20 protein-coding genes, 1 other RNA gene and 1 pseudogene are annotated in these 25,544 nt (G+C 37.6%); 12 read left to right on the forward strand and 10 right to left on the reverse strand.

Going from position 1 to position 25,544, the window contains the following annotated elements:
• Positions 1-16: 16 nt before the first annotated feature.
• Both GSQ84_RS03595 and GSQ84_RS03600 read right to left on the reverse strand, forming a co-directional pair.
• Positions 17-883, reverse strand: coding sequence for an SDR family NAD(P)-dependent oxidoreductase (locus tag GSQ84_RS03595; RefSeq protein WP_158795875.1), 867 nt, complete (start codon positions 881-883; stop codon positions 17-19).
• Between the two features lie 71 nt (positions 884-954).
• Positions 955-1,857, reverse strand: coding sequence for an AraC family transcriptional regulator (locus GSQ84_RS03600; protein ID WP_158795876.1), 903 nt, complete (start codon positions 1,855-1,857; stop codon positions 955-957).
• A gap of 133 nt (positions 1,858-1,990) precedes the next feature.
• Here GSQ84_RS03600 and GSQ84_RS27850 point away from each other — a divergent pair, with 133 nt between their 5' ends.
• The 3 genes from GSQ84_RS27850 to GSQ84_RS03615 all read left to right on the forward strand — a co-directional run bounded on the left by GSQ84_RS27850 (position 1,991) and on the right by GSQ84_RS03615 (position 3,177).
• Positions 1,991-2,467 carry an ATP-binding protein gene (locus GSQ84_RS27850; protein WP_256377521.1) on the forward strand — a complete coding sequence of 159 codons (477 nt, stop codon included), beginning with the start codon at positions 1,991-1,993 and terminating at the stop codon, positions 2,465-2,467.
• 320 nt (positions 2,468-2,787) lie between these two features.
• The gene (locus GSQ84_RS03610) at positions 2,788-3,027 is read left to right on the forward strand and encodes a hypothetical protein (RefSeq protein ID WP_158795877.1); all 240 of its coding nucleotides are present in this window, start codon (positions 2,788-2,790) and stop codon (positions 3,025-3,027) included.
• Positions 3,028-3,177, forward strand: a complete 150-nt coding sequence (locus GSQ84_RS03615) for a hypothetical protein (protein ID WP_158795878.1) — start codon at positions 3,028-3,030, stop codon at positions 3,175-3,177.
• Between the two features lie 926 nt (positions 3,178-4,103).
• Here the strand turns inward: GSQ84_RS03615 and GSQ84_RS03620 are convergent.
• Entirely contained in the window at positions 4,104-6,509 is a 2,406-nt protein-coding gene (locus tag GSQ84_RS03620) for a dsDNA nuclease domain-containing protein (protein WP_158795879.1), read from the reverse strand.
• Positions 6,510-6,792: 283 nt separating this feature from the next.
• On the opposite strand from GSQ84_RS03620, the gene GSQ84_RS03625 reads away from it, so the two are divergent.
• From GSQ84_RS03625 to GSQ84_RS03640, 4 genes are all read left to right on the forward strand, one after another.
• The gene (locus GSQ84_RS03625) at positions 6,793-7,650 is read left to right on the forward strand and encodes a DUF4747 family protein (protein WP_158795880.1); all 858 of its coding nucleotides are present in this window, start codon (positions 6,793-6,795) and stop codon (positions 7,648-7,650) included.
• A 3-nt stretch (positions 7,651-7,653) separates the two neighbouring features.
• Positions 7,654-8,340, forward strand: coding sequence for a hypothetical protein (locus tag GSQ84_RS03630; RefSeq protein WP_158795881.1), 687 nt, complete (start codon positions 7,654-7,656; stop codon positions 8,338-8,340).
• 124 nt (positions 8,341-8,464) lie between these two features.
• Positions 8,465-9,034, forward strand: coding sequence for a hypothetical protein (locus GSQ84_RS03635; RefSeq protein WP_158795882.1), 570 nt, complete (start codon positions 8,465-8,467; stop codon positions 9,032-9,034).
• A 110-nt stretch (positions 9,035-9,144) separates the two neighbouring features.
• Positions 9,145-9,570: a hypothetical protein gene (locus tag GSQ84_RS03640; protein ID WP_158795883.1), complete on the forward strand. Its 426-nt coding sequence runs from the start codon at positions 9,145-9,147 to the stop codon at positions 9,568-9,570.
• Between the two features lie 25 nt (positions 9,571-9,595).
• Here the strand turns inward: GSQ84_RS03640 and GSQ84_RS03645 are convergent, their stop codons facing one another.
• A complete protein-coding gene (locus tag GSQ84_RS03645; RefSeq protein WP_158795884.1) occupies positions 9,596-11,980 on the reverse strand; it encodes a hypothetical protein in 2,385 nt (794 codons plus the stop codon).
• Between the two features lie 179 nt (positions 11,981-12,159).
• Between GSQ84_RS03645 and GSQ84_RS03650 the strand changes: the two genes are divergently transcribed.
• Positions 12,160-12,951 carry a hypothetical protein gene (locus GSQ84_RS03650; RefSeq protein ID WP_158795885.1) on the forward strand — a complete coding sequence of 264 codons (792 nt, stop codon included), beginning with the start codon at positions 12,160-12,162 and terminating at the stop codon, positions 12,949-12,951.
• Between the two features lie 639 nt (positions 12,952-13,590).
• Here the strand turns inward: GSQ84_RS03650 and GSQ84_RS03655 are convergent.
• The gene (locus GSQ84_RS03655; protein ID WP_158795886.1) at positions 13,591-13,809 is read right to left on the reverse strand and encodes a helix-turn-helix transcriptional regulator; all 219 of its coding nucleotides are present in this window, start codon (positions 13,807-13,809) and stop codon (positions 13,591-13,593) included.
• A 433-nt stretch (positions 13,810-14,242) separates the two neighbouring features.
• Here GSQ84_RS03655 and GSQ84_RS03660 point away from each other — a divergent pair, with 433 nt between their 5' ends.
• The 4 genes and pseudogenes from GSQ84_RS03660 to GSQ84_RS28325 form a co-directional block, all read left to right on the forward strand.
• On the forward strand, positions 14,243-14,791 hold the full coding sequence (locus GSQ84_RS03660) for an RNA polymerase sigma factor (protein WP_158795887.1): 549 nt from the start codon (positions 14,243-14,245) through the stop codon (positions 14,789-14,791).
• A gap of 4 nt (positions 14,792-14,795) precedes the next feature.
• Complete coding sequence (locus GSQ84_RS03665) at positions 14,796-15,356, forward strand: hypothetical protein (RefSeq protein WP_158795888.1); 561 nt, start codon at positions 14,796-14,798, stop codon at positions 15,354-15,356.
• A gap of 303 nt (positions 15,357-15,659) precedes the next feature.
• On the forward strand, positions 15,660-15,932 hold the full coding sequence (locus GSQ84_RS03670) for a hypothetical protein (RefSeq protein ID WP_158795889.1): 273 nt from the start codon (positions 15,660-15,662) through the stop codon (positions 15,930-15,932).
• A gap of 600 nt (positions 15,933-16,532) precedes the next feature.
• Positions 16,533-17,318: pseudogene (locus GSQ84_RS28325) on the forward strand (recombinase family protein); the annotation flags it as partial.
• 725 nt (positions 17,319-18,043) lie between these two features.
• Here GSQ84_RS28325 and ssrA read toward each other — a convergent pair.
• The 5 genes from ssrA to GSQ84_RS03700 all read right to left on the reverse strand — a co-directional run bounded on the left by ssrA (position 18,044) and on the right by GSQ84_RS03700 (position 25,449).
• Positions 18,044-18,410: a transfer-messenger RNA gene (gene ssrA, locus GSQ84_RS03680) on the reverse strand.
• A 213-nt stretch (positions 18,411-18,623) separates the two neighbouring features.
• Entirely contained in the window at positions 18,624-20,207 is a 1,584-nt protein-coding gene (locus GSQ84_RS03685) for a RagB/SusD family nutrient uptake outer membrane protein (RefSeq protein WP_158795890.1), read from the reverse strand.
• A 167-nt stretch (positions 20,208-20,374) separates the two neighbouring features.
• Complete coding sequence (locus GSQ84_RS03690) at positions 20,375-23,713, reverse strand: SusC/RagA family TonB-linked outer membrane protein (protein WP_158795891.1); 3,339 nt, start codon at positions 23,711-23,713, stop codon at positions 20,375-20,377.
• A 28-nt stretch (positions 23,714-23,741) separates the two neighbouring features.
• On the reverse strand, positions 23,742-24,740 hold the full coding sequence (locus tag GSQ84_RS03695) for a FecR family protein (protein WP_158795892.1): 999 nt from the start codon (positions 24,738-24,740) through the stop codon (positions 23,742-23,744).
• A gap of 115 nt (positions 24,741-24,855) precedes the next feature.
• On the reverse strand, positions 24,856-25,449 hold the full coding sequence (locus tag GSQ84_RS03700) for an RNA polymerase sigma factor (RefSeq protein WP_158795893.1): 594 nt from the start codon (positions 25,447-25,449) through the stop codon (positions 24,856-24,858).
• Between the last annotated feature and the right edge of the window lie 95 nt (positions 25,450-25,544).

Consider the following 25,544-nt stretch of genomic DNA (forward strand, 5'->3'; position numbering starts at 1 on the left):
CCGGCTGTGAAATTAATTAGGAAAATTTTTGAGAATCAGCTTTCAGTTCGTCATCAAAATCTGTCGACAAGGTTAAGCCTTTCCAGGCTTCAAACTCCTCCTGCTCAGCCGTTCTTTTTTGCATAACAATTTGATAGGCATCAGGTCCCATTAATAAATGTACTGGTGGATTTTGTTCTTTCGACAAACTTATTAGTGCAGCCACCAGTTTTTCCGGATCTCCAGGCTGTTTGCCATTAATGGCTCTAAGCCTGTCAACTAATGCTTCCACATGGTATTCATCAATGGCATTTTCAGAAATAAGTTCATCGCCTTTATCCAGAAAGCTGGTTCTGAAAAAACCCGGAGCCACTACAGTAACTTTAACACCAAATGGCTTAATTTCTTCGGCGAGTGACTCCGATAAACCAATCACTGCGAATTTTCCTGCTGCATAACTTGGCGAATTGGCAAAACCTTTGTAACCTGCAACAGAAGAAATATTAAAGATATAGCCTGAGCGTTGTTGCCTGAAGTGCGGCATGGCTGCACGGATTACATTGATTGTTCCGAATAGATTAACATCTATGGTCTTTCGAAATTCTTCATTTGAGAGCACCTCTACACTGCCGTAGATGGAGTACCCCGCATTGTTTACGATAACATCCAGCTTACCAAAGTGTGCTATCGTTTTCGTAATAGCACTGTTAACACTCCCTTCATCGGTAATGTCTACTGTTAAAGCCAATAAATTTTCTTTATCAGCTGTAATTACGCGTCCTATTTCTTCAGCATTCCTGGAAGTGGCAGCTACTTTATAACCCGTTTGAAGTAATAATTTAATTAGTGAAAGGCCCAGGCCTTTTGATGCGCCGGTAACAAACCAGACTTTTTCATTTTCCATAACGATTATTATTTTATACAGCAAAGCTATAAAACACATCATCGCCTGATTTATGAAATTCAAACAGCTATTTATGAATATGCGACGGATTTGCGTCGAAAATCAGTTGGATTTTCACCGGTATTTTTCTTAAAATAAATATTGAAGTTAGAGCTGTAGTTAAAACCAAGGCAATAACCGATTGCGGTGATATCCCAGTCGCTGTAAATCAACAATGCTTTCGCTTCTTTAATAATTCTGGCCGCAATTAGTTCTGAAGTAGTTTTACCGGTTGTTTCCCTGACTGCCCTGTTCAGGTGATTAGGATGAACCGCCAGTTGACTGGCCATTTGGCCAGGACTTTTTAGCTTGATTGGATGGTGAGGTGAAACAATTGGGAACTGCTGCTCCAATAATGCTGAAAAAAGATGGCTGATTCTCTCAGAAGAATGACCTGTTTGAAAATTTTTATCAACAGGCTTGATCTTAAGACCCTCATGAATAAGGATTTGAACATAACTACGGAGCAGTTGATATTTGTTTTGATAAGGTGAGAGAAGCTCGCTAATCATTTTTTCAAAAACATTTTTTACAAAAGAGACCATTTGATCGTCGGGAAATAAGACATGCTCACCATCGATTTTAAATAATGGCGACTGCGATAAACTTTCTGCCCGCAACATATGATCCATAAAGTCTTCTTTAAATAAACAGAAGTAACCTTCCTCGTCTTTTGTCAACGGTTCCCACGAATAGGGAATAAGCGGATTTGAATAAGTAAGAATTGGTTGGTTGATTTTATAACTTTTATCAGCATATGAAATTAGCCCTTCGCCTTTTGTAAGTAAGGATATTTTATAAAAATCGCGCCGGTAATGCGGTAAAGGTGTTGTCTTTTGAAAATCTTCGATTTTATAAACGTTAAACTTGCCTGGCAAAGCGTTGTCATTATTAAACCGGTGATAGAAATCTTCCAAACGCTCGACAGCTTTCATGATATTATTTATGAAAATCAAATATCTGAATAATTTGGGAGAAGTCGAATTAAATTCTGTTTCCAAATGAGCAGCAGAATTTCAAAAAGTTGAGAAAATCAGATGCCGTGACTATTACGACAAAGGAGCTACTATAACAGTAGAAATTTTTGATGACAGGGCAGAGATCGGTAATCCTGGTGGGTTGGTCAGCGCAATCGATCAAGCGGATTTTGGTACATGCAGCCATTCCAGAAACCCACTTATATTTGGTCTATTTAATAGAATGAACATGGTTGAGCAAATTGGTTCGGGCATCAGCAGAATGAATAAACTGATGAATGAGGCAGCATTGCCGCAACCGGAATACAGGATTAAAGGAATGTTTACAGTAATTTTCAAGCGGCCGGTAAAAACTGTGGTAAAACCAGATGATACTGTGGTAAAAACTGTGGAAGAAATCATATTTCAACTTATAAGAATGAATTCTAAAGCGTCTAGCATGGAAATGGCAGAAGCTACAAACCTAACCATAAGAGGAGTGGAATATCAGCTCAATAAGCTAAAAAACTCTGGTAAGATCGAAAGAGTTGGCCCTGCAAATGGAGGGTATTGGCGAATAACTGATTAATAAGATTTAGTCGTAAGAATGTGAGCCAACCTAATAAAAAAAGGCCTCTGAGATAATCTCAGAGGCTTGTGTGGAGCTGAGGATGATTTAAACGAACCCTTTGCACGGCTTTTGATGCTAGTAAGGGCGGTTAATGAAGAAAATATCATGGTAAAAGTAGAGGAAGAAGAAATTGAATATTGATTGGTTTTAAGAGGCAAGGGGGCTAGTTCCGAACTTTTTTTGTAATCTGCACATAGCCATTCATTTCTTTATAGATAGACTTTGTAATGAACATATATTTTAGGTATTTTTGATGTATACCTTATCAAATTGCATTTATGCACACCGTAGATCTTATTTCCAGAAGGATAAATACGCTCTTTAGACTTGGTGAAAGGAAAGATGGCGTTTTTTTAACTGATCTCAAGAAGGAGTATCGTCCAGATCTTCAAAATTTTATCATAGGCGAAACTTTAGGCGTGCGAGATGGAAAAGTAGTTATAGGCAAAAACACTTATAAAAGATGGTTACAAAAGATCAAAACTAATGGTTTTGATTACGATGTAAAGTTTATTTAAATGGCAATTGAAGATCAATTTAAAAAAATAAACTCCCTTCAAAAACAAATCCTTAAGCTGGAACCAAATCCTATAAAATGGGAACCCGATTACTTGGAAAAAGTAAAAGTTGATTTTACTTTTGCACAAAAAAATCAATTTATGAGATAGCCACATTTATATAAAGGTATTCTAAATACTAAAAAAAGACCTCTGAGATATCTCAAAGGTCTTTTCTGTGGAGCTGAGGATGGTTTAAACGAACCCTTTGTACGGCTTTTGATGCTGGTTAGGGCGGTTAATGAGGAAAATGTTATGAGAAAAGAGGTGCAGGAAGAAATTGAATATTGAGCAATTTTGAGAGGCAAAAGGGCTTCAATCGAACCCTCCCCTGTTTTAAATAATAGAGTCTCATTTAGAATATAGCTGATTTCTTTCTATTTCAAAATATCTGGCAAAGGATGTATCTGGATTTCCATTATTATTATAATACAAAATCAACTAATTTTTATAAAACGTTAGGGTATCAGGATAAATTTATTGCCTTTTTCCGACCTGTTCTGAAGGATGATTTTATCCTTCAGAATCATGTAATTAACCCGCATATTAATTACTTCCAAATGGACTTGTATCACTGATTTCAAATTTTTGATCTTTTCTGAAAATAAGCTCCACAGCTTATAGATCATCTATCAAACTAGCCTTAAATAACAACTGACTAGTGAAAAAAGTTGATATTATTGGGATTAGAACTATTAATCCTATAAATATTGGTGGATAAAATTTTAGAATAAAGGATTGCAAAATAATTATGCTCATCAAGACTAAACGTTTTAGTAGAGGAACGACAGAAATGAACCCATCCTTATAAAGCAATTCATCATGTGTCCAGTAACAGAATAAGGATAACAATGGGAGTACTATTGAGCTTCAAAAAAAATGAGTTTTATTAAAATTCAACTTAATAATCATTTGTAACTGGATATTCCGTTGCATAATAAAAGGAATTCAATCGAACTTACTATTAAATTATAATAACAAATATGGCAACATCTATAATATACTTATTGATTTAAAGTTGATATTCTAAATTATACTCAACTTGCATCAAAATCGATAGCATCATTTGCTCTACATAAATCAGCTTGCTCCTTCCCTCCGGGACAGCAATGTCCGAAAATAGGGCATGCTCTTTCTTCCATTTCTATATTTCGCTCCATAGGTAAACTTTCATCAGCTCCTACGTTTATAATTTGTTGCAGTTCTTGTTTTCTTTCGCTAGGAATATTATCATAAAAACCCGCTTCGAATTGAGATTTGACATAATTAATATACTCTAATTGGCTCGATTGTGTTATAGGTGGTAATGGCATATGTTCAATGCAATGTTCCCAGAGGCATATCATTGCAACCTGTTCCTGAAAAGCATAATTAGGCTTAAAGATATTTATATAGCCAACGTGATGAGACAGTCCCCTTGACAAACACAGGTGGGTTACCAAACAGCTTTGCCAAAAGTCTACCATATGAAGATCATACAACATTTTCTGTCCTTGATATTCTCGTTGTGGATCGTCTGATAATTTAATTAATTTTCTTGCAAGAAGTTTGTAAATAATTTTTTGACTAAAAGAAAGATCATCGGTTTCATAATCAAAAGGATAACCAAATCTAGCAATTGCCCAAAGAGCATCAAGAAGTTCATTATCGAGTTCAAGAACAACCTTATAGTCCTCTAAAAGATTCTCAAAATTAGATAGTGCTTCAATATTTACTCCCCACTTATTGATGCTATCATAAGAAACACCATCACCAGATTCCTTTTGCAACTTCATCTGAACAAAATGGTAATTCATTAACTGCTCATGAATGGAAAATTTGGCCTTGGTTGTAAGCATATTAACAGCGACCTCTCTGATAGATTCATGAATAGTGATTCCATTATTGTGAAGTGTAATTAAATTGAATTCATTAAGGTCACGAAGTAAATACTTAGACTTAATACTTGCTTGTAACAATAGGTCTGCTTCTTCAAATGAAATCATTCCATCTATAACTGACAGCCTAAGCAAATGATCTTTTGATGACGATAAAAGCTGATCAATTGATTTGGAGATCACCCAATCTCTAGCCTCTTCGACCGTTTTGTGACTGATATCTTCAATATTATTAATGTTAAACTGGTTTTCTTCAAGCAAATTGTTTAAAAAATAGACCGACATTGGATGACCACCTACTGCACGATATATATAATCTATATGGTCAGTACTTAGCCTTCTATTTTCGGAAAATATCAATTTCATATCTTCAAAAGTAAAGACACTCAAATGAAATTCACTCAAGTACCCTTTCTGAATATCATCTTCGCTGTAAGAAAAATATTTTCTAGTTGAACTAATGATCAAACTGCCACTTAATTTGGCATCCTGAATCATTGCAACCAAATCTTTAATGAAGTCGATGAATTCCAAATTACCAGAGTTGAGACTGTCAATCACTAGAGTAAACTCTATACGTTTAAGTGTGCTAATGACTTGTGGCAACCTATTAAATATCTCTAGGGTTCTAAAAGAATTAGCCTCTCCTTCGTGATTACTAAAATATAGGTAACGTGTGATCAAAGATAAAAACCGTTCTACGGACATCCATTTAGTAACAGATATCCAGCAAACCGACTGTAGGCCGCCATTCCCTTCTAACAAAACTTTAGTAGTAATCCAAGATTTACCAATCCCATTTATACCATATAAGATAAGTTTGTGTGTCTTATCAAGCTTTTCTTTAATCATCTTCATTTCATCTGCACGACCTCTAAAAAAAGTTATCTCAGGGACTTCAAGCCAAGGTTTGTTAGGTTGAACTGTAATCCCAATAGTTGTAAGTTTTTCAATAACTTCATGAATTGTTTTTATTTTAGCGTCACGGGCATAGTCGAAAAACATCTGCCATAATTGGGGATAAATTTGATCAATTGCCTTGCTTAATTCAAAAGGTGGATTATGCAATAACTTTTGAATCGCGATTCTTACTAAACTAGCAGGATCGTCATCATTATCAGAAGAAAAAAAACGTGTTGAAATTTGTAAGTTGTTGAGTAGTAATTTTAAGTTTTCCAAAGTATATCCAATGGGTAAAAATTTTCGCAACTCTTTATCAGTAAGGTTACCTTCACCAGATAAAAAGTATTTTAATTTTTTAACTTCACTATTGGCAGTACCATTAGTAATAAAATAAAAAAAGGTGGAATTTGACATTTTAGAAAGAAATTTTGAAAAAATTTCTTTCATATCTGAAGATGTCCAATGATAACCTTCACTCCTTTTTTTTATTTGATAGAATTCATTTTTATCTTTTTTAAAAATGTTAAAATCCTCTTCTTCTTCTTTTAGACTTTCGAATAAGAATGAAATATCTGCCTCATTGTTAGAAATAAGTTGCAAAGTTTTATATACAGAAATATTAATCTGATAATCAAATCCCTTTAGATTTTCTGTTCCACCCATTTTTCAAAAATGAATAAAATATAATAAATCTTTATTAGATCAAATGATATTTTAATTATTTATACCTGATAATTCTTCCAAAACCTTTAACTCAGTAAAAAAGCAAATTCAATCGCACCTTAGCACTTATTATATAAAACAGATTAAAATTTCCTTTTAAGAACAATTCATATACTTATTACTGCTGATAAAAACAACCACACCACCACAATAAGAAATATAAATTTGATAACTAAATTTGTGAGGAGAGTATGCTATCTTGGTTCAAATCAATTTAAATTATATGCCCTCAAAGAAATTAAAATTTTACATAATAAATGTAAAGCTCCAATCCCACAAAGAAGGTAATCAAAGACTTCAAGCCTATGAAAACCTAATAATAGGCTTAACATCTCGACCTCATTTTACACGTCTAAATTCTGTAGAAGCGATAACAATGTATGAACCCTTCTCCAGAGAAGAAAACGGGATAAAATATTATTATGGAACGATTGGAAAGGGAATCTCATTTTTTGATAAAGATGAAATAAGTGTTCTTAGTAATAATAACGTATCAAAAGAGGTTGTTGAAAAAAACCGCATATTAGAACCTAAAACTGGAGAATATCTTTTCATTCCATCGAAACATAGATTTGCGCTATTAAAACAACCAAATTCTGTCAGCATATATGACTTTGAGAAATTCCTAAGAGATCAATTACATAATTATATTGCACCTGATGAAAAAATTGAAATAGACTTCGAAAAGGAACCGTCGATTATTGAAGAAATCTTCAGTGCCGAGGCAGTATATAAGCTGAGCTATGAGATCAGCTATACAAATTCTGATGCTCTGCCTGCTCAAGGGGAATTATTCGATGAGCTTCTTAAGGAAAATAATATTGGTAAACTTACAGTAACAGCTCAAGCAGACCATCATGACGAAGGTATGAATATAAAGGAAGTAGATTTTTTAGGCGGAGGAATAGAGGTTGCGAGAAATAATGGGGTAATTAAAACTGCGAAAATCAGACCGATAGAAGGCGGCAGAGTGAAAACAATTTATAACAATAATAAACCTTTAGTAGAAGAAATGGTACTAATAAATGAGAACGATAATAAAACTTTGAAATGGTTCCAAAAAATCATTAATTTGTATTAACCTATGGACAGTCCAAACGAAATAAAATCAAGACATATAGGTGACTTAACGACTTTATGGAAAATATATCAGTCAGATGAAAGATATTATAAAGACGTTTTTTTTAAAGTCAGTTTGTGGTTAACAGTTATTTTATTTCTAGGTTCAGTACTTTCACACTTAAGTGCCTACCTGCTGATTCAACATATAATAGGTTCAATTACTAGCATAATTCCTAATCTTTTAGGATTTAGTTTAGGTGCATATATATTGATTGTTGGTTTTGGTAGCACAGAAATATTGGCTGTAATCACCCGTCCACTAAAAGGACAGCAAAACTTTAGTCTATATCAAAAATTGAATTCAGTTTTTGGAATCACTGTAATATTCCAAATTTTCACATTATTATTTGCGTTCGTTGTTTCATTTATCGATGAATTATTACCGGTGATCTATACTAACAAATCAAGTGTTTTATATTTTGTATGTGGAGGTGTGAATTTAGTAGTATTATTCATATTCATTTTTTCAATTATTTACTGCCTACTAATGCTTATAAACATTATAAAGCAAGTGTTTATTTTTGCTCAAACAATTCATTTTATAGTCTATCTAGATGAAAGCAAAAAGCAAGAGCTTCTAAATCACGTAGACATATCAAAAGAGAATAAAATTGAACGTCCCCCTAGTAAAGAAGATAGAGAAGTTTAATAGATTAACAAAAAATGTTAGATACAATTTATGATTGAGTTTTTACTTGTGTAAGAAATTTAAATATAATTATCGCAAGTACTATGCTTTTTTAATAATTCCTAAGGTTTAGATGCATAAATAAATGGATATAAATAATTTCGGGCCATTTGCATCCGATGTGTGGGGGACTATATCAGATTGGGCCATGGTAATTGTAACAACTCTTACAGCTTACTATCTTTGGAAAACATTAAAATCTCAATTGGTAGTTCAAGAGTCACAGGTTAAAGTAACAAGAATTGAAAGCGAAAGGTATCGCAGAGAAAGCCTTCCTCTTTTTAAACTTTCCTGCACCACTCTTGCCCCCATTATAGACGGCAACAATATCAGTCTAAATCCTAGATTAGTTATTAAAATGGAAGAAAATTCATGCAAAGAATTACAACTAATAATTGACCAAAACCCTCATATAAATATTGCCTGGCCACCTCAATTTAAATTTACCTATGAAATATTTTATAAAGGTGATTCACTACAAATAAATCCGGTCGTTTCAATTAGCTTAGATAGGTATTCTACGAAGAATACAAAGCTAGGACTTACTATAAAATCAAAAGATTTTGTCAATAACAGATATGAACAACATTTTAGTATAATATTTATGAATGGAGGCTGGAACGTGAATAACTACAATCCCATACACCTTGAATAGTTGATTTTTTATTTTACAGCATTGAATTTTGCAAAGATCAATCACAATATGCAGCAGACCTGCATACAGAGGGTTTGGATAGGGTAAAAACCTTCTTATTGCTTTGGAACTTGTTTGAGGACGCAGGAATGCAAAAGAATGCGGACATCGGAAAACTAAAATCTCTTGTAGATCACATCCATGCAGCGACGCCTTTAAATCCTAAAGAATTCACCGAATATGTGGATTATTTTTCTAATCGCTATTTTAATCCTGATGGCAGCCAAACCTATACGCTGGACGGGCTGAAATTCAGGACAAACCCGACAGATCAGGCGGAAAAAGCTGAAATTGAGGCGGTGCTATTCAAACAGGTGCAAAGCCCAGACATGGTCTTGAAAGCTCTTCTAATCATCCTCTATAGATTTCGGAATAACCTTTTTCATGGCGAAAAGCAGATGGTCAACATTGAAGGGCAGATAACCAATTTTATTGTCGCCAACCACATTTTGAAGATGATGCTGGAAAAAATGAAACACTTAGGTATGTTCAACTAACCGCGGCACAAAGCATATACAAACTTTATGTCCCTTTCTCGGCGAGGCGAGTTTCAGGGAGGCCAAGCAATGCCCCGAATTGAAATTGCGATTCCGTTACTCGCATGCCGCGCACCTCTACATGAGGGTGGGTTATCCCTTTACGGACCTTATCAAGCGTGTCATGATTTAAATGACCATCTTTATAAGCAAGCAAAACGACATCGGGACGAATTTCGTTTCCGATCCAGATCAGCTGCCTGATCTGTTTATCATCAAACCCAGATACATTCATCTTTGCTTCCCCAACGATCAGTTTACCATCTTGAATAGCAACGATGTCTAAATCGGTCTTTTGGAAATCATCATTGTCTAAATAAATATCCAGGCTGGGGCAGTATCCAAAAGCGGTAGTCATTTGGTCCCAGTGGGGGTCACGTAAGTGGTCAAGCGCTTTTAGTACCAGGTAATTTCCACCATAGGCTTTCTTTCGTTTCACAGGATCGCTCATCAGGTTATTGAGCACTGTATCGTTAACTTTATAATAGAACGGACTTTCTGCTTCCGGGGTAATGCTGAAAGCACATCCCCGGCAGTTCATTCTGTGGCTAAGCTCTTTAAGTGAATACCATAGATTTGATCCGCAGTTATTGCATTTCACTTTAAGACCTATAAAGATGGCCTCGGTCTCCAAAAAGCGGTCAATCGCGTAAAGGATCGACTCGACATCTTCATTATACTTTTCGCGGATAAAGCCGTTTAGATCAGGTACGACGTATCCTTCCTCTTTATCTTCCCCTGTCAAAGCAATTTGCTTATGATAATGGTTATAAATACACTTTAGCTCATGCTTCAGATCTTTGTAGGAAAACAGGCCGTCACCCTTCTCCAGTTTACCGTAGAGATTTGTTCTTAACTTGGTTGGGATTGTCGATGATGATCGCTCGTCCCCAAGTTCCCAGACCTGTGCTGTTTTTTGGTAAATGCCGTTCCCGGTAAAGATTTCCAGCCAGAACTTGTCCAGTACATATCGCTGAACAAACCACCAATCCCCGTTAAATAACTTCATGAATGCGGAAAGTAACAGGCCGGCACTACTCTGAGCACACTGTTTCAGGCCCAGCGGCCGCTCAATGCATCCCGCTACTTCACGGATCTGCACTCTTGAACGAAGCATCTCTGCTACGGGGGGTAGCCGTAAATCGATCCCCCTTAAGTTACCGTCTACTTGAAAAGATAGCGCGTTGTATCTGTTAATCCGCGCGGGTACTTCGCTGACCTCCCTACGTAACAAAGTGTGGTATGGAAAGCGGTATTCACTAAGCTGAGGATTACCCGAGTAATTGATCCTGACATCAAGTTCAAAGTGCCCGTGTAGCAGTACATGATCGCCGATTGGATATTCAGGCAGGTGGAGAAAGCCTTCTGTGCCTTGTAAAAGCATCTTTGTCCAGGACTGTTGGCTGACTGGGTCAACTTGATTGCACTTTTTGGGAAAATCTGCACTGGGTGTAATTTTGAAGCTTACGGCAAAGTTTTTTGGTTCACTTTTGGAGGTCATTATAAAGAGCTCACTTTCCGAAATGCTCCTGGAGTTGACGTAGATATGGTCTTTTTCCGCATTATCGGAAAGCATCCCGTGGAAAAACGTATCACTGGCCAAGAGCTCGAACTCCTGTTTTGACACCGCAACCTGCCTAACTTTCATTGACGGACGCTGGTATAATCTTCGATTCCAATAATAGATAAGATCTTCAAAACTGTTTTCCTGGTCATATATGATTAGCTCAAACCGCTCGGCCTGCAAGCTTTCGGCCCGCAGGATTTCATTGCCCAGAAAGCATTCGCACAGCACGTTCTGCATGAATCCAGATGAAGACCACATAAGTGATAGTGCTTTGTCGATGTTCTGATCGTAGATACAGACCGTACCTATGTCCTGTAAATATTGATCATCCTCTATAAACAACTCGCGCACACCAAAATTTAAGGAAAGGAAATTTTTCAAAACATGATCTAGGCCATGCAAGAAATAGGGCAGGCTAACATGGCGGCGTTCGGCCAGCTGGTGCTTGAAAAAACGATTGATAAAAGTCAAGGCATTTACTCCGGTAAGATTCAACAGTCCGTTGTCCGGAATGATTGTATAGGTTCTTGGGTAGACCCTTAGACAGGAACTTTCAACTAGCCTTGGATTTACAGAAGGACTATGATAGATAATATCAGGATCGACTTGCTCCAGCAGCTCCATCCAATCCTTCCCGATCAAATTATCTCTGACCGGTATGATGGGGTTATAGGTCCCCCCCCAAATGCGGTTGTTGTCAGTCATGATCTTTTTAAGCAGGTCAACAGAAACATTAGAATCCACTAGAAAAGCGATCCTCGTATTCCTGGCTTTGCTGAAAACATACGTCTTAATTGCGTCCATGGTAATTGAATTCTTTGGTCAAAGTAATGAAACTTTCTCCATAAGTTTACATGAGGTTCCAGCTCTCAAGAATCCCAGTGACAACAACAGGTTTTGTGATCAGCATGATTTTCATTACTATTGTCTATTCTCGATTAAATTGAGTTGGGACCTTTTTACTTTGACTGCGGATAACAACCATGAAACGAGCATTTTTATACATAGACATTTTAGGCTTTGGAACCCTGGTTAAGACCAATCCTGAAAAGGTCGATAAAATCTTCGAAGTAATTGATTCATTAAGAGCCCATCATCACTTTGCACTTAAGATAGTTGTCTTTTCAGATACCATTCTGGTATTCAATAAGAACGAAAGTCGCTCATTGGACTACTATGTTACCTATTTGATTGAATATGTACAGGAATTATTTTACAACTTATGTAACATTAATATCTACTTCAAGGGCATCATCACTCACGGAGAGTTTAAGTATTCACAGCTTCGGAATATAGAAGCCTACTATGGCTTAGCATTGGTTGATACGCATGAAGATGAAAAGCACCTAGAAGGCTTTGGCCTTTTTATTGACAAGAGCATCACCGATGAAGTTGTTGTTTTTGATGTTACAGACTATACAGATAAATATAACTTTATCATTCTTTGCCAGTATCTACAAAACCTTTACAAGCATACCCAAGGCGTTCTGCCAGTTGAACACGATCTATTGACAGACACTGATACCTATTATAGAGTAGATGAAGACTTAAAGTTCCTCCGCGAGATTACTTACCTAAAGGATAACCACCCACTGGATCGGGCAAAAGCGAAATACCAAAAAGTATACGATACCTACAAAAGCATTATGCCCCTATTTTTCGAGTTATTTGAAAGGGAAGGCTTCCTTCCATGGCTGATCAACGAATACTATACTGGCAATTATAATCCATTTGATCTGATTTCTGAAAATGAACTTAGCGGTTCTGCGAAATGATCCTGCATGGTTGCGGGTTAGTAATTAGATTAACAAAAAAACCTGTTCAATTTTTCTGGACAGGATTAGCCTTCAAAACTTTGCGGACGATTTTGCTTCCTTGCTTCTTAGCTTTGTTACTTATACTCTTCCGGCCTTAGCAAATACTTTAATTTCCTAATGAGCCTTGCGCTAACGCATTCACCCTGCCTTGTTGTTCTTTTTGTGGAAGGGGGTTGCATCAGCTTCAGTCGTGGCTACTAGTTCTTTTGAATTTTGAAATGTTGACATAATGAATGATTTAAAAGATAAATATCTAAATCATTGGCGAATTAGGATGTGGCTACATAAACAGGCTCCTGCGTAGTCTCCTCGGTTTTCGACTTATCCTTTCCTGCATCTTTTTCCAGTATTATGCTATCGTCTTAGTTACTGTGATCTTAAAGGCGTTCAAAAAAAATAAGAAGCACCTTAGCCCCTCAAGTGGCCGCCCACGACATCGGAGTGATTGCGGATTCAGATCCGTTGTGGCCACAATGGGACATCTGGCCGAATGCAAGACGTCGCATTTTCACACATTAATATCTTTTTTTTAAAAAGATTTAGAGAAGTAAAAAATTCAAATTACCTACTTATTCACAAACTAGAAAAAGGGAAAACCTAGCTTCCGCTGGTTTTGACAGATACCAATAAGTCACCAGCCTCAACTTCCAAATATACCGCTACTTCAAAAAGCCTCTTTATTGATGGTTGTGCGGAATTAGTACACCAACTTGAAACAGTCTCCGGAGCAATCTTAAGCGCATCAGCTAAATCTATATTTGTCTTCTTCTTTTCAGCTAGTACCGATTTAATACGATTGTAGGTTGTTTTACTCATGAGAATTGATGTAAAACAAATATAATATTCAGGATTTTATTGATTTTCCAACATTAACAACGTAATATGTCAATATAATAATGTAATTAATTATTATATTTGTGTTTTACATTATTAAAATGTATTTTTATAAAAAATTGTTATTTGTTTAAATGTTATAAATTTGCGGTTCTAGTCAAAAAAATTAGGATTGCGTACGAGCCTCGCAGCTAAATCTGGTAAATTTAATCTCAGCGAGCGTAAGTGTAGCATCCACCACCCTATATCTTAATAGGGCTGGTGCTCGCTTATGTTTTATTGTTGAGAGCCATTCCGAAAGGTTTGGTGGTTTACCAGAACCATGCTGCAATAGACTAAGTGAGTTACCAGCCCTATTATTGTAATTGGTAATCTCTTTACCAAGGCTCATTTAATTACATAAATGAGATTTGACATGAAATCAAAAAAGATATTTCTTACAGAAGAGAATCTGGTGCTTGCTCTAAAGAATAAAGACATCATAGCGATGCAGGCCTTAAATGATATGTATTCAGACAGTCTGGGTGGCATAATAACCAAAATACTCAATGATCCTGAATTAAGTAAGGATGCCTTACAGGAAGTATTCTGGAAAATCTGGGTTTCAGCAAAAAGCTACGATCCAAGTAAAGGTCGCTTATTTACCTGGATGCTGAATATCACCAAAAACTACACCATAGATATACTCAGGTCCAAAAGATACAGGGACAATAAAAAGAATATAAATATCAATGATTGCCTGTATACGATTGATATCCGCTACAAAAACATTTACAACCCTGACACCATACTGATCAAGCAATTGGTCTATAGATTGAAACCAGAATTCAACATCTTATTAGAGATGGTTTATTTCAAGGGATATACACATCTGGAGACAGCCGACGAATTAAACTTACCTATTGGCACAGTCAAAACAAGAATCAGAATGGCCATCATGGAATTGCGAACTCAATTTGACTAGAGATATGGAAAAGAGCCAAATAAAGATTTTAAAGACCTTTAAACTAAAGCAACAAACAGCAATTGATGTGTTTGATTCATTCTACAGTTATGAAGATGTTAAGTTCTTCGTAGAGCTCATTCCCGATCTGATGCTAAAAAACAATTATTCCAACATCAATCAAAAAGATCATGCTAACCTTGGATGGCTGATTAAGAACATGACCAGATTAATTGACTCTGATGAAATGACCGAATTGCTCCAGAAATTCAGCAATACGGAATCTGTAAAAATGAAACCTGATATTCCACTTATCAACAACATAGGTATTGCAAATCGGTTAGAAATCTTTTCAGATCAAATGCTTGAATGGTTGAACTGTTTACCTGCCCATCAGAAAAGGAAAATTTACACTATGGAAGAAATGAAAGATTTTTTCATCTCGGTTTTCTTTTTCAATGAATTTATAAAATGGTTGGATCAGGTCATCACGGATAAGGATACAACACTTGTGGAATTACTGGATTCTTATTATAGCTGGTTTCCCTCTATGCCAAGATTAAAAAAACCGAATGAAAGCTCATGAGGTGAAGCAATTAAAAAACAGAGGTTTTGGTAAACCAAGACGATAACAAGTGTTCATCATTTGGTGGCACTTGTTTAGTCATTCTGCATTCAATAAAATCTCCAAAAGAATATTTATTCCGCCCACAACTTCGGAGTGAATTGCGGTGACCAGATCCGTTTGTATGACAACGGGACATCTGGCGGAATGCAGAGTGTCGCATTCTGGAACTTATGATAAGCATTAATAAAATTTTAAAGGTCAATAAGATCAGATGAAATTACAGATCGATTGAGCCAAGAATTACAGACAAATAAATTCCACATGATGAAAAATTTAGAAGCAGAATTGGCAGTGAAGAAAAAGAAATATTTGAACACCATAAAGAAACTACGTTTAAAAAATTTCAGCAACAGCCTCCCTTTTCTGATGCTCTCGGAAAACTTACCAGATGGACAGTCCTATCTGGAATTTCCTGATGGAGAGATCATCGTTCATGAAGTCATCATAGAAGGCGTAGTGATTGGAACCAAAACAATCCGTACGCTTAGTTCCAAAGAAGCTGATCAAATCAGAAAAGAATATGGGTTACTTTGAACAATCATGTTCATGAAATTAAACTAAAGACTGCAAGGACAGCCCTAATTTATCACCCATTGAGTTCTTTGCTTATTGCCTAACCCACCCCAACCTCATAAATTTCAACAAAGAAAAAACGAAAAAAAAGAAAGCACAGCCGGAATGTGTGAAAAGGAAACGGAGTGCAAACGGATGAAAAAATTTGGTATCCAGAAAGGATACTCAATTTTTTAGGACGTGCGCGCGTAGTTCCTTTTCACACATTATCTTGGCTGCCCTTTTTTAAGTTTCGTAACCTAAGAACCCCTATCCCCGCTATATTTTAACAGGGATCATTTGGAAGCAGATCTCTATTTTTATGTATGGAAAATCATAAAGAAAGGAGGATAAACCAAAGCGGCTAAATTTATAAACGGTGTTGAATTTTTAGGATAGTTAAGCATGTGCTCATGCTTGTGTTTTTTACAAGGAGGAAAAGGATGAAGAAGGGATTGAGCGTAAAAAAGCCTCGAATCAAAGGAAAGGAATGTATACCTGAACCGTCAAAACAGGTTACAGAGAAGGAGATATTTATAAATCTAGTAGTTAACATTATCGTAGACAAAATTTTTGATGATTATGAAAAGAGCAATAATCTACATCAGGAAATCGACCGACAGACAAAGCAATTGGAGCATTGACGGTCAGCGTGAAGCTATTTTAAGGCATTGCGACAGACAAAACATTGAGATTACAGACGAGTTTGTGGATGATGGTTTTAGTGCAAGGACTTTTGACCGGCCAGATTTTAAACGGCTGGAACAATTCATTGATAAGAATTACAAGACAGTGGATTACCTGGTAGTATTCGCTTTTGATCGCTTCAGCAGAGATTCTGGCGATGGCTTGGTACTGATCAAAAAACTTCAGCGGAAGTACGCTATCAAAATCACAAGCGTAGCTGAAGGAATTACTTTTGATGCTGATGATCCTGCAAGTTTCTTTTACGCTGGCCTTATGCTGCTCAAAGCTGAAAATGAGATCATTAGGAACCGTGTGAGAATTAACATGGGTATATATACGGCCAAAGTAGTACAGGGAAGATATTTGGGCTCTGCACCATATGGATACAAGAATGTCAGGGATGAGAACAAAAAGCCATTGATCGTTCCTGATGAGAAAACAAGACATATAGTCCAATATATCTTTAGCCAGTACATACAGCAAACACCGATCGTTGAAATCAGCAGGGTAGCCAAACAAATGGGACTTCACCACACAGGCAAAATGGCTATTCAAAAAATCCTGAAAAATCCGGTATATATCGGGTTAATCCATGTGAGAGCTTATCAGGATCATCCTGATCAATGGGTGGAAGGCATTCATGAGCACCTAATCGATAAAGTAACTTTCTATCAGGTACAGCAAAGATTTGCAAAACCTATCGTTCACACCAGAGTCATCCATGATGAGTTTCCTTTAAGGGGTGTATTAAAATGCCATTGCGGTTTACCATTAACAGGTGCTAAATCTACAGGCAAATCTGGCAGAAAGTTCCCTTATTACAATTGTAAGATCAAAGGACACAATACCATTCCGGCTAATAAAGCCCATGAGCAACTGGAAGACGTGTTTAAAGATCTGAGCCTGCCCAAAGAAACAATCATGAACATTGAGTCCATCGGGCGTAATCTAGTCAAAGAAAGGCTTGAAAACAATCAGGAACTCTATGCCAAGAACAAAAAGGAATATGATGAAGTAGATGCAAAGCTGAAGAGCATCGAAGAGAAATACATCGGCAACCAGATGAACTATGAAACCTACCAAAGATGGTTTTCTGACCTAACTAAAAACAGGCGGGCTCTGGCTGCAAGACTGGAAGTATTTAGTGGCAAGTCTGAAGATATCTATCAGTTGTTTAACAACGAGATCAATCAGCTTGCAGACTTAAGCCAAATCTATCAAAAAGCAACCACAGTGAAGAAACAGGAGCTATTAAGGCTGGTGTTCGGCTCGACCCTCTACTATAAAGACCAGTGCTATCGAACACCTTACCTGATGAAAATCTTCAACCATAATCAACTGACAAACAACGAAAAACATATTATTTTTACCAAAGAAAAAGGGGTTTCATCAGATGAAACCCCTCTAGGTGGAGCCGAAGGGGTTCGAACCCTTGTCCAGTTGTGTGGCAAATTATGCCTTCTACATGCTTATTTTCCACTTTATTTTCGGGATCAGACGGGCCGGAAACCTACCTTGCCTTTCTCCTTAGATACTTTATCTCACAACTGTACCGTACCTTACAATTGCCAGCGTCATTTATTTCGATGCCCCGGATTCTAGCCTAAAAACGCAGCAACCAGAGGGACAAAAGCTATTTAATTCTAAATTAAGCAGCTAAGGCGTAGTTATTTTCGCCAATCAAAGTGTGAACGTTCACTTTTAAGTGCTCTCCGTACAACGCACTGCATGCTAACATACGTACCTCCACCCTGTCAAATCCAAAACGGCCCCGGTAACGTGTCAAATGGTGTGTGGCTAACTAATCCTTTCCAACCATTTAACATTCAAATTTACTAAAATTATCTTGGAATTTAATTTAATAGTTTTTAAATCATTAACATCAGTATCATTTGCAACACTCAATGGTCTGTAAAAGAATGAGCTATAAACAAAAAAAGCAGGCAAGGCAAAAGCCCTGCCTGCTATAAAAATATCCTTGCTTACTTACCAACCAGGATTTTGTACCAAACTCTTGTTAAGGTCTACCTCGTTTTGTGGTAAAGCAAATAAATAATCGCGGTTAATATTAAAATAACGGGTTTCAACCAATATATGCTGACCGTAATCAGCTCTTGATGAATTATAATCATTCAATATTCCATAAACCGGACCAGGCATCACCGTCTCAGCAATTTTCCACCTGCGAATATCAAACAACCTGTTGTCTTCCAAAGGAAATTCAACATGTCTCTCCCTGCGGATAAGCGTTCTAAGATCGGCCTGTGTAGATGCTTTAGCTGCCGTAACAGCAGGCATATTCACTCCTGTTCTTCCCCTTACCTTATTAATCGCATCATACAGACTTTGATCAATCTGACCTGCTTCTACCTTTGCTTCTGCATAATTCAGCAGTACCTCTGCATAACGGATCAGCACGATATCATTGGAAGAATTGGTGTCATAATTTCCAGCAATCACCGAAGGAATATACTTTTTATAATAATACCCTGTAAAAGAGCCATTATTCTTTCCGAGTCCGTCGATAGAATTTGGAGCAGTAACGTCAATGGTTAGTCCATTTACGATTGTTCCTGGTATAACTACTGTTAACTTTAATCGTGGATCCCTGTTATCAAAAGGAGTTTTAGGATTATACAAAGGAGATTGATCAATAGTATTTCCGTCTGTACATTCATAAGCATCAACCAGTTTTTGTATAGGAGTGATCTCCGACCATCCGCCTAAAGTTGGTCCGCCTACCCAGGTAGCTGTACCATTGGCATAAGTACTTGCCAGATACTGACCTGAAAGAATGATCTCATTACTGTTTTTATTGGTACCATTGAACAAACTTAAATAATCGTTATCGATACCATAAGTATTCAGGTCCATCACCGCCTTAGCCGCAACCGCAGCGTTGGCCCAATCTCCCTGATATAACATGATCCTGGCTTTTAAAGCAAGCGCAGCTCCCTTAGTGATCCTGCCCTGATCGGCAGCAGCATAAGTGGCAGGAAGATAACTTGCAGCAGTATCCAGTTGTTTTTCAATTAACGCTGCAATAGTTGCTTTTGAAGTTCTGGCCACATCAAACTGACTGATCGCAGGAATATGAAGTACCAAAGGTACATCTCCATACATGCCAATCAATTGCTGATAGGCATAAGCCCTTAAAAACATAGACTCTCCAATTAAACGGTTACCCATAGCAGGGGTCATTCCGCTTACTTTGCTAATGTTATCTAAAACATTATTTGCTGCACCAATCATGGAATACAAATTGTCCCAGTAATGCGAAAATACCTCGGCAGTACTTGTTGCAGAACCATTACCTACATACAGGATATCGGTAGGCCAGTTGCTCCAGGCAAAACTATCGTCTGTGGCTCCTGATAGAAAGATCCTGTCGGTAAAATCTCCCAGGTAACGGTAAATATTATTCACCGCATCCACTGCATTTGTTTCTGTTTTCCAGTAGGTAGCTCCCGATGAAGCATCTAATGGCTGTTTATCCAGCTCATCTTTTTTACAAGCCGCTACAGCAATCATCAGGAAAGCTAAGGCTATTATATATTGAATTTTTTTCATTGGAATATATTATAATATCTGTTATGACGCTTGCATGGGCTTAGCCATTTCTTTTTTGAGCTATAAGCTCATGCAGGTTCAATTGGAATATATTTGTTTTTTTTGCTTGCATGAGCTGACGTATTTCTGTTGAAAGTTCCAGGCCCATGCAGGATTCCTATCTTTATTTAAAAAGTTGCATTTAAACCAACAGTGTAAGTCTTAACCTGAGGATAGTAACGATTATCATTAGGAGACTCCGGATCAATATCACTAGGCAGGCTGCTGAAAGTGAACAGGTTTTGTCCCGACACATACAACCTCAACTTAGATAAACCTATGCTGTTAACTGCTGAAGTTTTAAACGTATAACCTAACTGCGTACTTTTAACCCTTAAATAGGCACCGCTTCTAATCCAGTAAGAAGACGACTGGTAATTCTGCGCACTGGTCACCAATCTTGGGTAAGTAGCACTGGTATTGGTAGGTGTCCAGCTGTTTTCCTGGATGGCTTTAAAATTACCATCTGTACTGGTTGGCGCTTTGTCGATCACCAGTGTGCTGATCTCAACGTTAGCTACTCCCTGCAGCAGGGCAGAAAAATCGAAACCTTTATAACTTGCACTCAGGTTAAATCCATAAGTGAAACGTGGAATATTACTTCCCAGATAAACGCGGTCTTTAGAATCGATTACACCGTCACCATTCACATCCTTATAAATTAAATCACCAGCACCGGTTCCTGCGGCCTGCGTAGCATGACCTGCTACCTGCGCTGCCGACTGAAATATGCCCTGCGCCTGATATCCATAATAAGATCCGATGGGAGAACCAGTCTCATAACCAGTCACGATGTTATTGCCATCAGTAGAAAGGAAATCTGCACCTTTCAGGTCAGTGATCTTATTCTTAACGAAAGACATATTACCGCCAACATTAAATTTAAAATCAGACCCAATGTTACCCTGATAATTGGCAGAGAATTCTAATCCCTGATTTTGCACACTACCTGCATTCTGATAAGAAGCTCCAAGACCTACTGTAGCAGGAATAGGTAAGGCATAAAGGATATTATCCGTATTCTTTTTATAATAATCAAAAGTAAAAGTCAGCTTATTTTTCAGCACACCAAGGTCTAAACCTATATCTGCCATCTTTGTGGTTTCCCAGGTCAAGCCATTGTTGGTATAGATCGACTGGCTCGCCGCAGTATTCAAAGAACCACCAAAAGGATAGTTGTTATTATAACTGAATGGTGCCTGATAAGGATAATTATTGGTTGCTGTACTTAAGTTAGCCAATGGATTATCGTTACCCAATTCACCCCATGATCCTCTTAACTTAAAAGTCTGGAAAGTGGATATATCTTTCATGAAGCTTTCTTTAGCAATGTTCCATCCTGCTGAGAACGAAGGGAACGTACCCCAGTTAGATCCTGCAGGAAAACGTGATGAACCATCACGGCGAATATTCGCTTCAAAAAGATACTTATCATCAAAAGAGTAATTTACCCTTCCAAAATAGGAGATCAATAGATAATCTACCGTTGTTCCGCTGTTCGTAGCGGTACTGGCAGAACCGGCATTCAGCTGTGAAAGATCACTGTCGGGAATATTATTACGGAAAGCATTCAGGTCGTTTGTAGTTTGGGTCATCCTTGACGCACCTGCCAGAAAATTCAGACTATGTTTGCCAAAAGCTTTTTTATAGTTTAACAGCGCCTGGTAGTTTTGCAGCCAGTAACCGGTATACTCGTTAGAAATATCATTCTGACCTAAGGTAGTAATTGTTTTATTAAAATAATCAGTGTAAGCAAAAGACTTATCATTGATACTGTTATAATTACTTTGATAGTTATCAGAAGCCAAACCGGTTAGCGTTAAACCATCAATAATATGATAGTTTAATTTAAAGTTTCCTATAAAAAGATTGGTTTTGTAATCATAAAGACCACCTTCATCCTGTAAACGCAATGGATTTTGTCCTCCACGTAAAGTAGCCCAAGAACCATCAGTATATTGGGTTACACTTAAGGGGTTAGCAATGGTAGCCTGGCTAAACTGGTACCATGCAGAACCGGCAACCCCCTGTGGTTCCTTACGGTCGGAGATGTTCGCAGAGATATCTGCACTGAAGTCTAACTTATCACTGATCTTGGAATCTGTGTTTAACCTTACTGTTAAACGGTCATAGTCCATATTTTTAATCAATCCGTTCTGATCAAAGTAATTGGTAGAGAAACGGTATTGATTTTTTTCGTTACCACCTGCCAGCGAAAGACTGTGCTGCTGCTGAAAACCGCTACCTGTCAATATTTTTTTCAACCAGTAGTTATCAGGATATAAGTTCATATCGCGGTTAGGATCGTTATACTGCGCAATCTGCGCCGGAGAATAAACAGCGCCGGCACCTGAATTGGTATACATCAGATTAGATAGCGTCATAAATTCCTGTGCACCTACAAACTGTGATAAACGGGCTGCATTCTGCCATCCGAAATAGTCGGAGTAATTTACCACTGTCTTACCGCTCGCCCCTCTTTTAGTAGTAATTAAAATTACGCCATTAGCTGCACGCACGCCATAGATAGAAGAAGCTGCTGCATCTTTTAATACGGTAGTAGATTCAATATCATTGGCATCTACATTATCGATATCTGTCTGAACCCCATCTACCAATACCAAAGCATTATTATTGTTTAATGTACCGACCCCACGAATCCTGATGGCGCCCTGGTCTGCTCCCGGCTGGCCACTGCTTTGCGTAACCGTAACACCGGAAATTACGCCCTGCAAGCTTTCAGAAACTTGTCCCACAGGCTTCCAGCTCAGGTCTTTTCCGCTCACTGAAGCTACTGCGCCGGTAACGTCAACTTTTTTCTGCGTGCCGTAACCTACTACAACTACTTCAGTTAACGATTGCACATCAGGTTTTAAACTGATATCGATCTGCGTGCGGTCGCCAATTACTACTTCCTGTTTTACATAACCTATAAATGAAAAAACTAGCGTAGCACCTCCATCAGGAATGTTAAGCGCATAATTTCCATTCATATCGGTACTGGTAGCAATCGTTGTTCCTTTTACATTTACACCAACACCGGGTATAGGTAATCCTTTTTCATCGATAACCTTACCTTTAACGATGGACTTTCGGGAAGCATTTTCAGCAACACCATCTCCGGATTCGCCTTTTAAGAAGATCACATAAAAATCGTTTCTTACTTTTTTATATTCCAAACCATTGGAGGAGGTTAAAGCATTTAGCTCATCCTGCAAAGAACCCAGTGAAGTTAATTGTCCCTTGAAGGGCCTGGATGAGATCTCAGACTTGTACATAAAAGAAACATGGTATTCCGTTTCAAGTTTATCAAATGCCTCCTTTAGTGTGCTCTCGGTAGCCGACTGGGTTTGCTGCTGATAAGAAGCAGGTGCCCGTTGACTAGAGGCTGCAAGTAACTGACTGTAGCCCGATGCAGAGCAGCAGCAAGTTAACGTCGCAAAAATAGTAGTAAAAATTTTGTTCATGGTTAGTGGTTTTTTGTCTTTTAATTGGTTAATGTTGAATGATGATGTTGTTATGGTCACGGATCAGCCTGATATGGAAAAGCTGAGAGATACCTTCTATCAGCACATCCTGATTGTCCATCGGCACGCTGCCGGATATATGATTTTTTAACAGCGTAGAATCGCTGATTTCCAGGTTAAGCCCATAAGAGTCTTTTAAAATTCTGGAAATATCGGCCAGGTTGGCCTGATCAAACTGAAGTATCCTGTTTTTCCAGGAAGAATACTGACCTGTATTGATTACCTTTTTTAGTTGCAGTTGATGTGCCTGTTTCAATTCGATCAGTTGACCGGGTTTCATGGTTATGGCTTCCTTCAAATTGTTTTTTTCACTGCTCAGCCTGATCTTCCCGGTATTTAATACCACCTGAAATTGATTCTGGCGATCTAACACATTGAATTTCGTTCCCAATACTTCCACGTTGAATTTGTTGGACGTATGAACAAAAAACTTCTGATGGTTCTTCTGATGGGTAACAGAGAAAAAAGCTTCCCCTTTCAGCCATACTTCACGGGACAGGTTGCCATTCCAGTTTGGACGGTATCGCAGTTCGCTGTTGGCGTTGAGGGTAACCAGGGAGTGATCGGGAAGTTCAACAGTTCTGATCTTTCCATACCCAGTTTGATAAGTAACAAGTGGATTCCCGGTGAGGTAATAACCGATTGTACCGGCTGAAAGGCAAACGGCAAATACTGCAGCTATTTTAAGCCATTTGTTTTGTGCCAGTCTGCTGATCGGCGTTCCAGGTACCGGTATTAACCGATCAGGTTCCAAACCCTGAATAATTCTCTCAAAAACAACTTCGGCTTGCTGCTCATTAGTTGGTGAAACCAAACTATCCGACTGGAGGTCTTCATCAATTTTGGCAGACAGGTAAACATCGCCCTCTGCTGTCAGAAACCATTCCATTACCAGCTGATACTCTTCCGGAGTACAGGTATTCAGTTCGTATTTATTCAATAAAAATTCTTTGTACAATTTTTCCATTCAGTGGAATTAGGTTAAAATTTTCCTTCGCTATATAGAGGACTACACCCAACCAGGTGTAAAGTATTATACCGTTGAAAAATATATTTTAATAAAATGGGAGGGTTAATCAGAATTACTTCCTATAGCATATCAAAAAAATAATCATAGGAAGATGGCTATACAACTTCATGTACTTCCGTAAGGCTTTACTGGCTTGTGAGAACTGAAACTTAACCGTGTTTACAGATAAGCCTAATTTTTGAGAGACCTGTTCATTGTTTAATCCCTCCACTGTCCTCAGCTTAAAAATGAGTCTTTTTTGAGGGGATAGTTTTTCAATTGCCTGCTGCATCTCTTTAATAGATTCCTTCAGCACCAGGTTATCTTCTACTTCCTTGTGGAAACCGGGAGATTGATAAGCGATTTCATATTGTTTGATCAATACGCGGCTTTGATTCCGAATGACATTTAAAACATGAAACTTCAGACATTTAAACAGAAACCCCTTTGGGCTGAGGTTAACATCCAAACTTTCCCGGTTAACCCACAGTTTGATGAATATTTCCTGGACAGCATCTTCGGCCATCACCTCATCTTTCAGATATTTAAAGGCAACCGCGTAAATTTTACTATAATATTGATCGTAAATAGTTTTAAACGCAGCGTGATCACCTGCTTTTAAGCTTGAAACAAGAATTTCATTTAAAGAATCACTATTGACTGACACTATTCAGAAGCTTACCGAAATAAATACGGTACGAATATACCGTATATCTTATAAACGATAAGATTATAAATACTTTTTTATGTAAAAATAAAAAT

Origin of the sequence: Pedobacter sp. L105 (genome assembly GCF_009765875.1) — a bacterium.
Lineage (GTDB): Bacteria > Bacteroidota > Bacteroidia > Sphingobacteriales > Sphingobacteriaceae > Pedobacter.

Coding starts and splice junctions, on each gene's coding strand:
- GSQ84_RS03595 (WP_158795875.1), bottom strand. CDS start 883: ATGGAAAATGAAAAAGTCTGGTTTGTTACCGGCGCATCAAAAGGCCTG.
- GSQ84_RS03600 (WP_158795876.1), bottom strand. CDS start 1,857: ATGAAAGCTGTCGAGCGTTTGGAAGATTTCTATCACCGGTTTAATAAT.
- GSQ84_RS03610 (WP_158795877.1), top strand. CDS start 2,788: ATGCACACCGTAGATCTTATTTCCAGAAGGATAAATACGCTCTTTAGA.
- GSQ84_RS03615 (WP_158795878.1), top strand. CDS start 3,028: ATGGCAATTGAAGATCAATTTAAAAAAATAAACTCCCTTCAAAAACAA.
- GSQ84_RS03620 (WP_158795879.1), bottom strand. CDS start 6,509: ATGGGTGGAACAGAAAATCTAAAGGGATTTGATTATCAGATTAATATT.
- GSQ84_RS03625 (WP_158795880.1), top strand. CDS start 6,793: ATGCCCTCAAAGAAATTAAAATTTTACATAATAAATGTAAAGCTCCAA.
- GSQ84_RS03630 (WP_158795881.1), top strand. CDS start 7,654: ATGGACAGTCCAAACGAAATAAAATCAAGACATATAGGTGACTTAACG.
- GSQ84_RS03635 (WP_158795882.1), top strand. CDS start 8,465: ATGGATATAAATAATTTCGGGCCATTTGCATCCGATGTGTGGGGGACT.
- GSQ84_RS03645 (WP_158795884.1), bottom strand. CDS start 11,980: ATGGACGCAATTAAGACGTATGTTTTCAGCAAAGCCAGGAATACGAGG.
- GSQ84_RS03650 (WP_158795885.1), top strand. CDS start 12,160: ATGAAACGAGCATTTTTATACATAGACATTTTAGGCTTTGGAACCCTG.
- GSQ84_RS03655 (WP_158795886.1), bottom strand. CDS start 13,809: ATGAGTAAAACAACCTACAATCGTATTAAATCGGTACTAGCTGAAAAG.
- GSQ84_RS03660 (WP_158795887.1), top strand. CDS start 14,243: ATGAAATCAAAAAAGATATTTCTTACAGAAGAGAATCTGGTGCTTGCT.
- GSQ84_RS03665 (WP_158795888.1), top strand. CDS start 14,796: ATGGAAAAGAGCCAAATAAAGATTTTAAAGACCTTTAAACTAAAGCAA.
- GSQ84_RS03670 (WP_158795889.1), top strand. CDS start 15,660: ATGATGAAAAATTTAGAAGCAGAATTGGCAGTGAAGAAAAAGAAATAT.
- GSQ84_RS03685 (WP_158795890.1), bottom strand. CDS start 20,207: ATGAAAAAAATTCAATATATAATAGCCTTAGCTTTCCTGATGATTGCT.
- GSQ84_RS03690 (WP_158795891.1), bottom strand. CDS start 23,713: ATGAACAAAATTTTTACTACTATTTTTGCGACGTTAACTTGCTGCTGC.
- GSQ84_RS03695 (WP_158795892.1), bottom strand. CDS start 24,740: ATGGAAAAATTGTACAAAGAATTTTTATTGAATAAATACGAACTGAAT.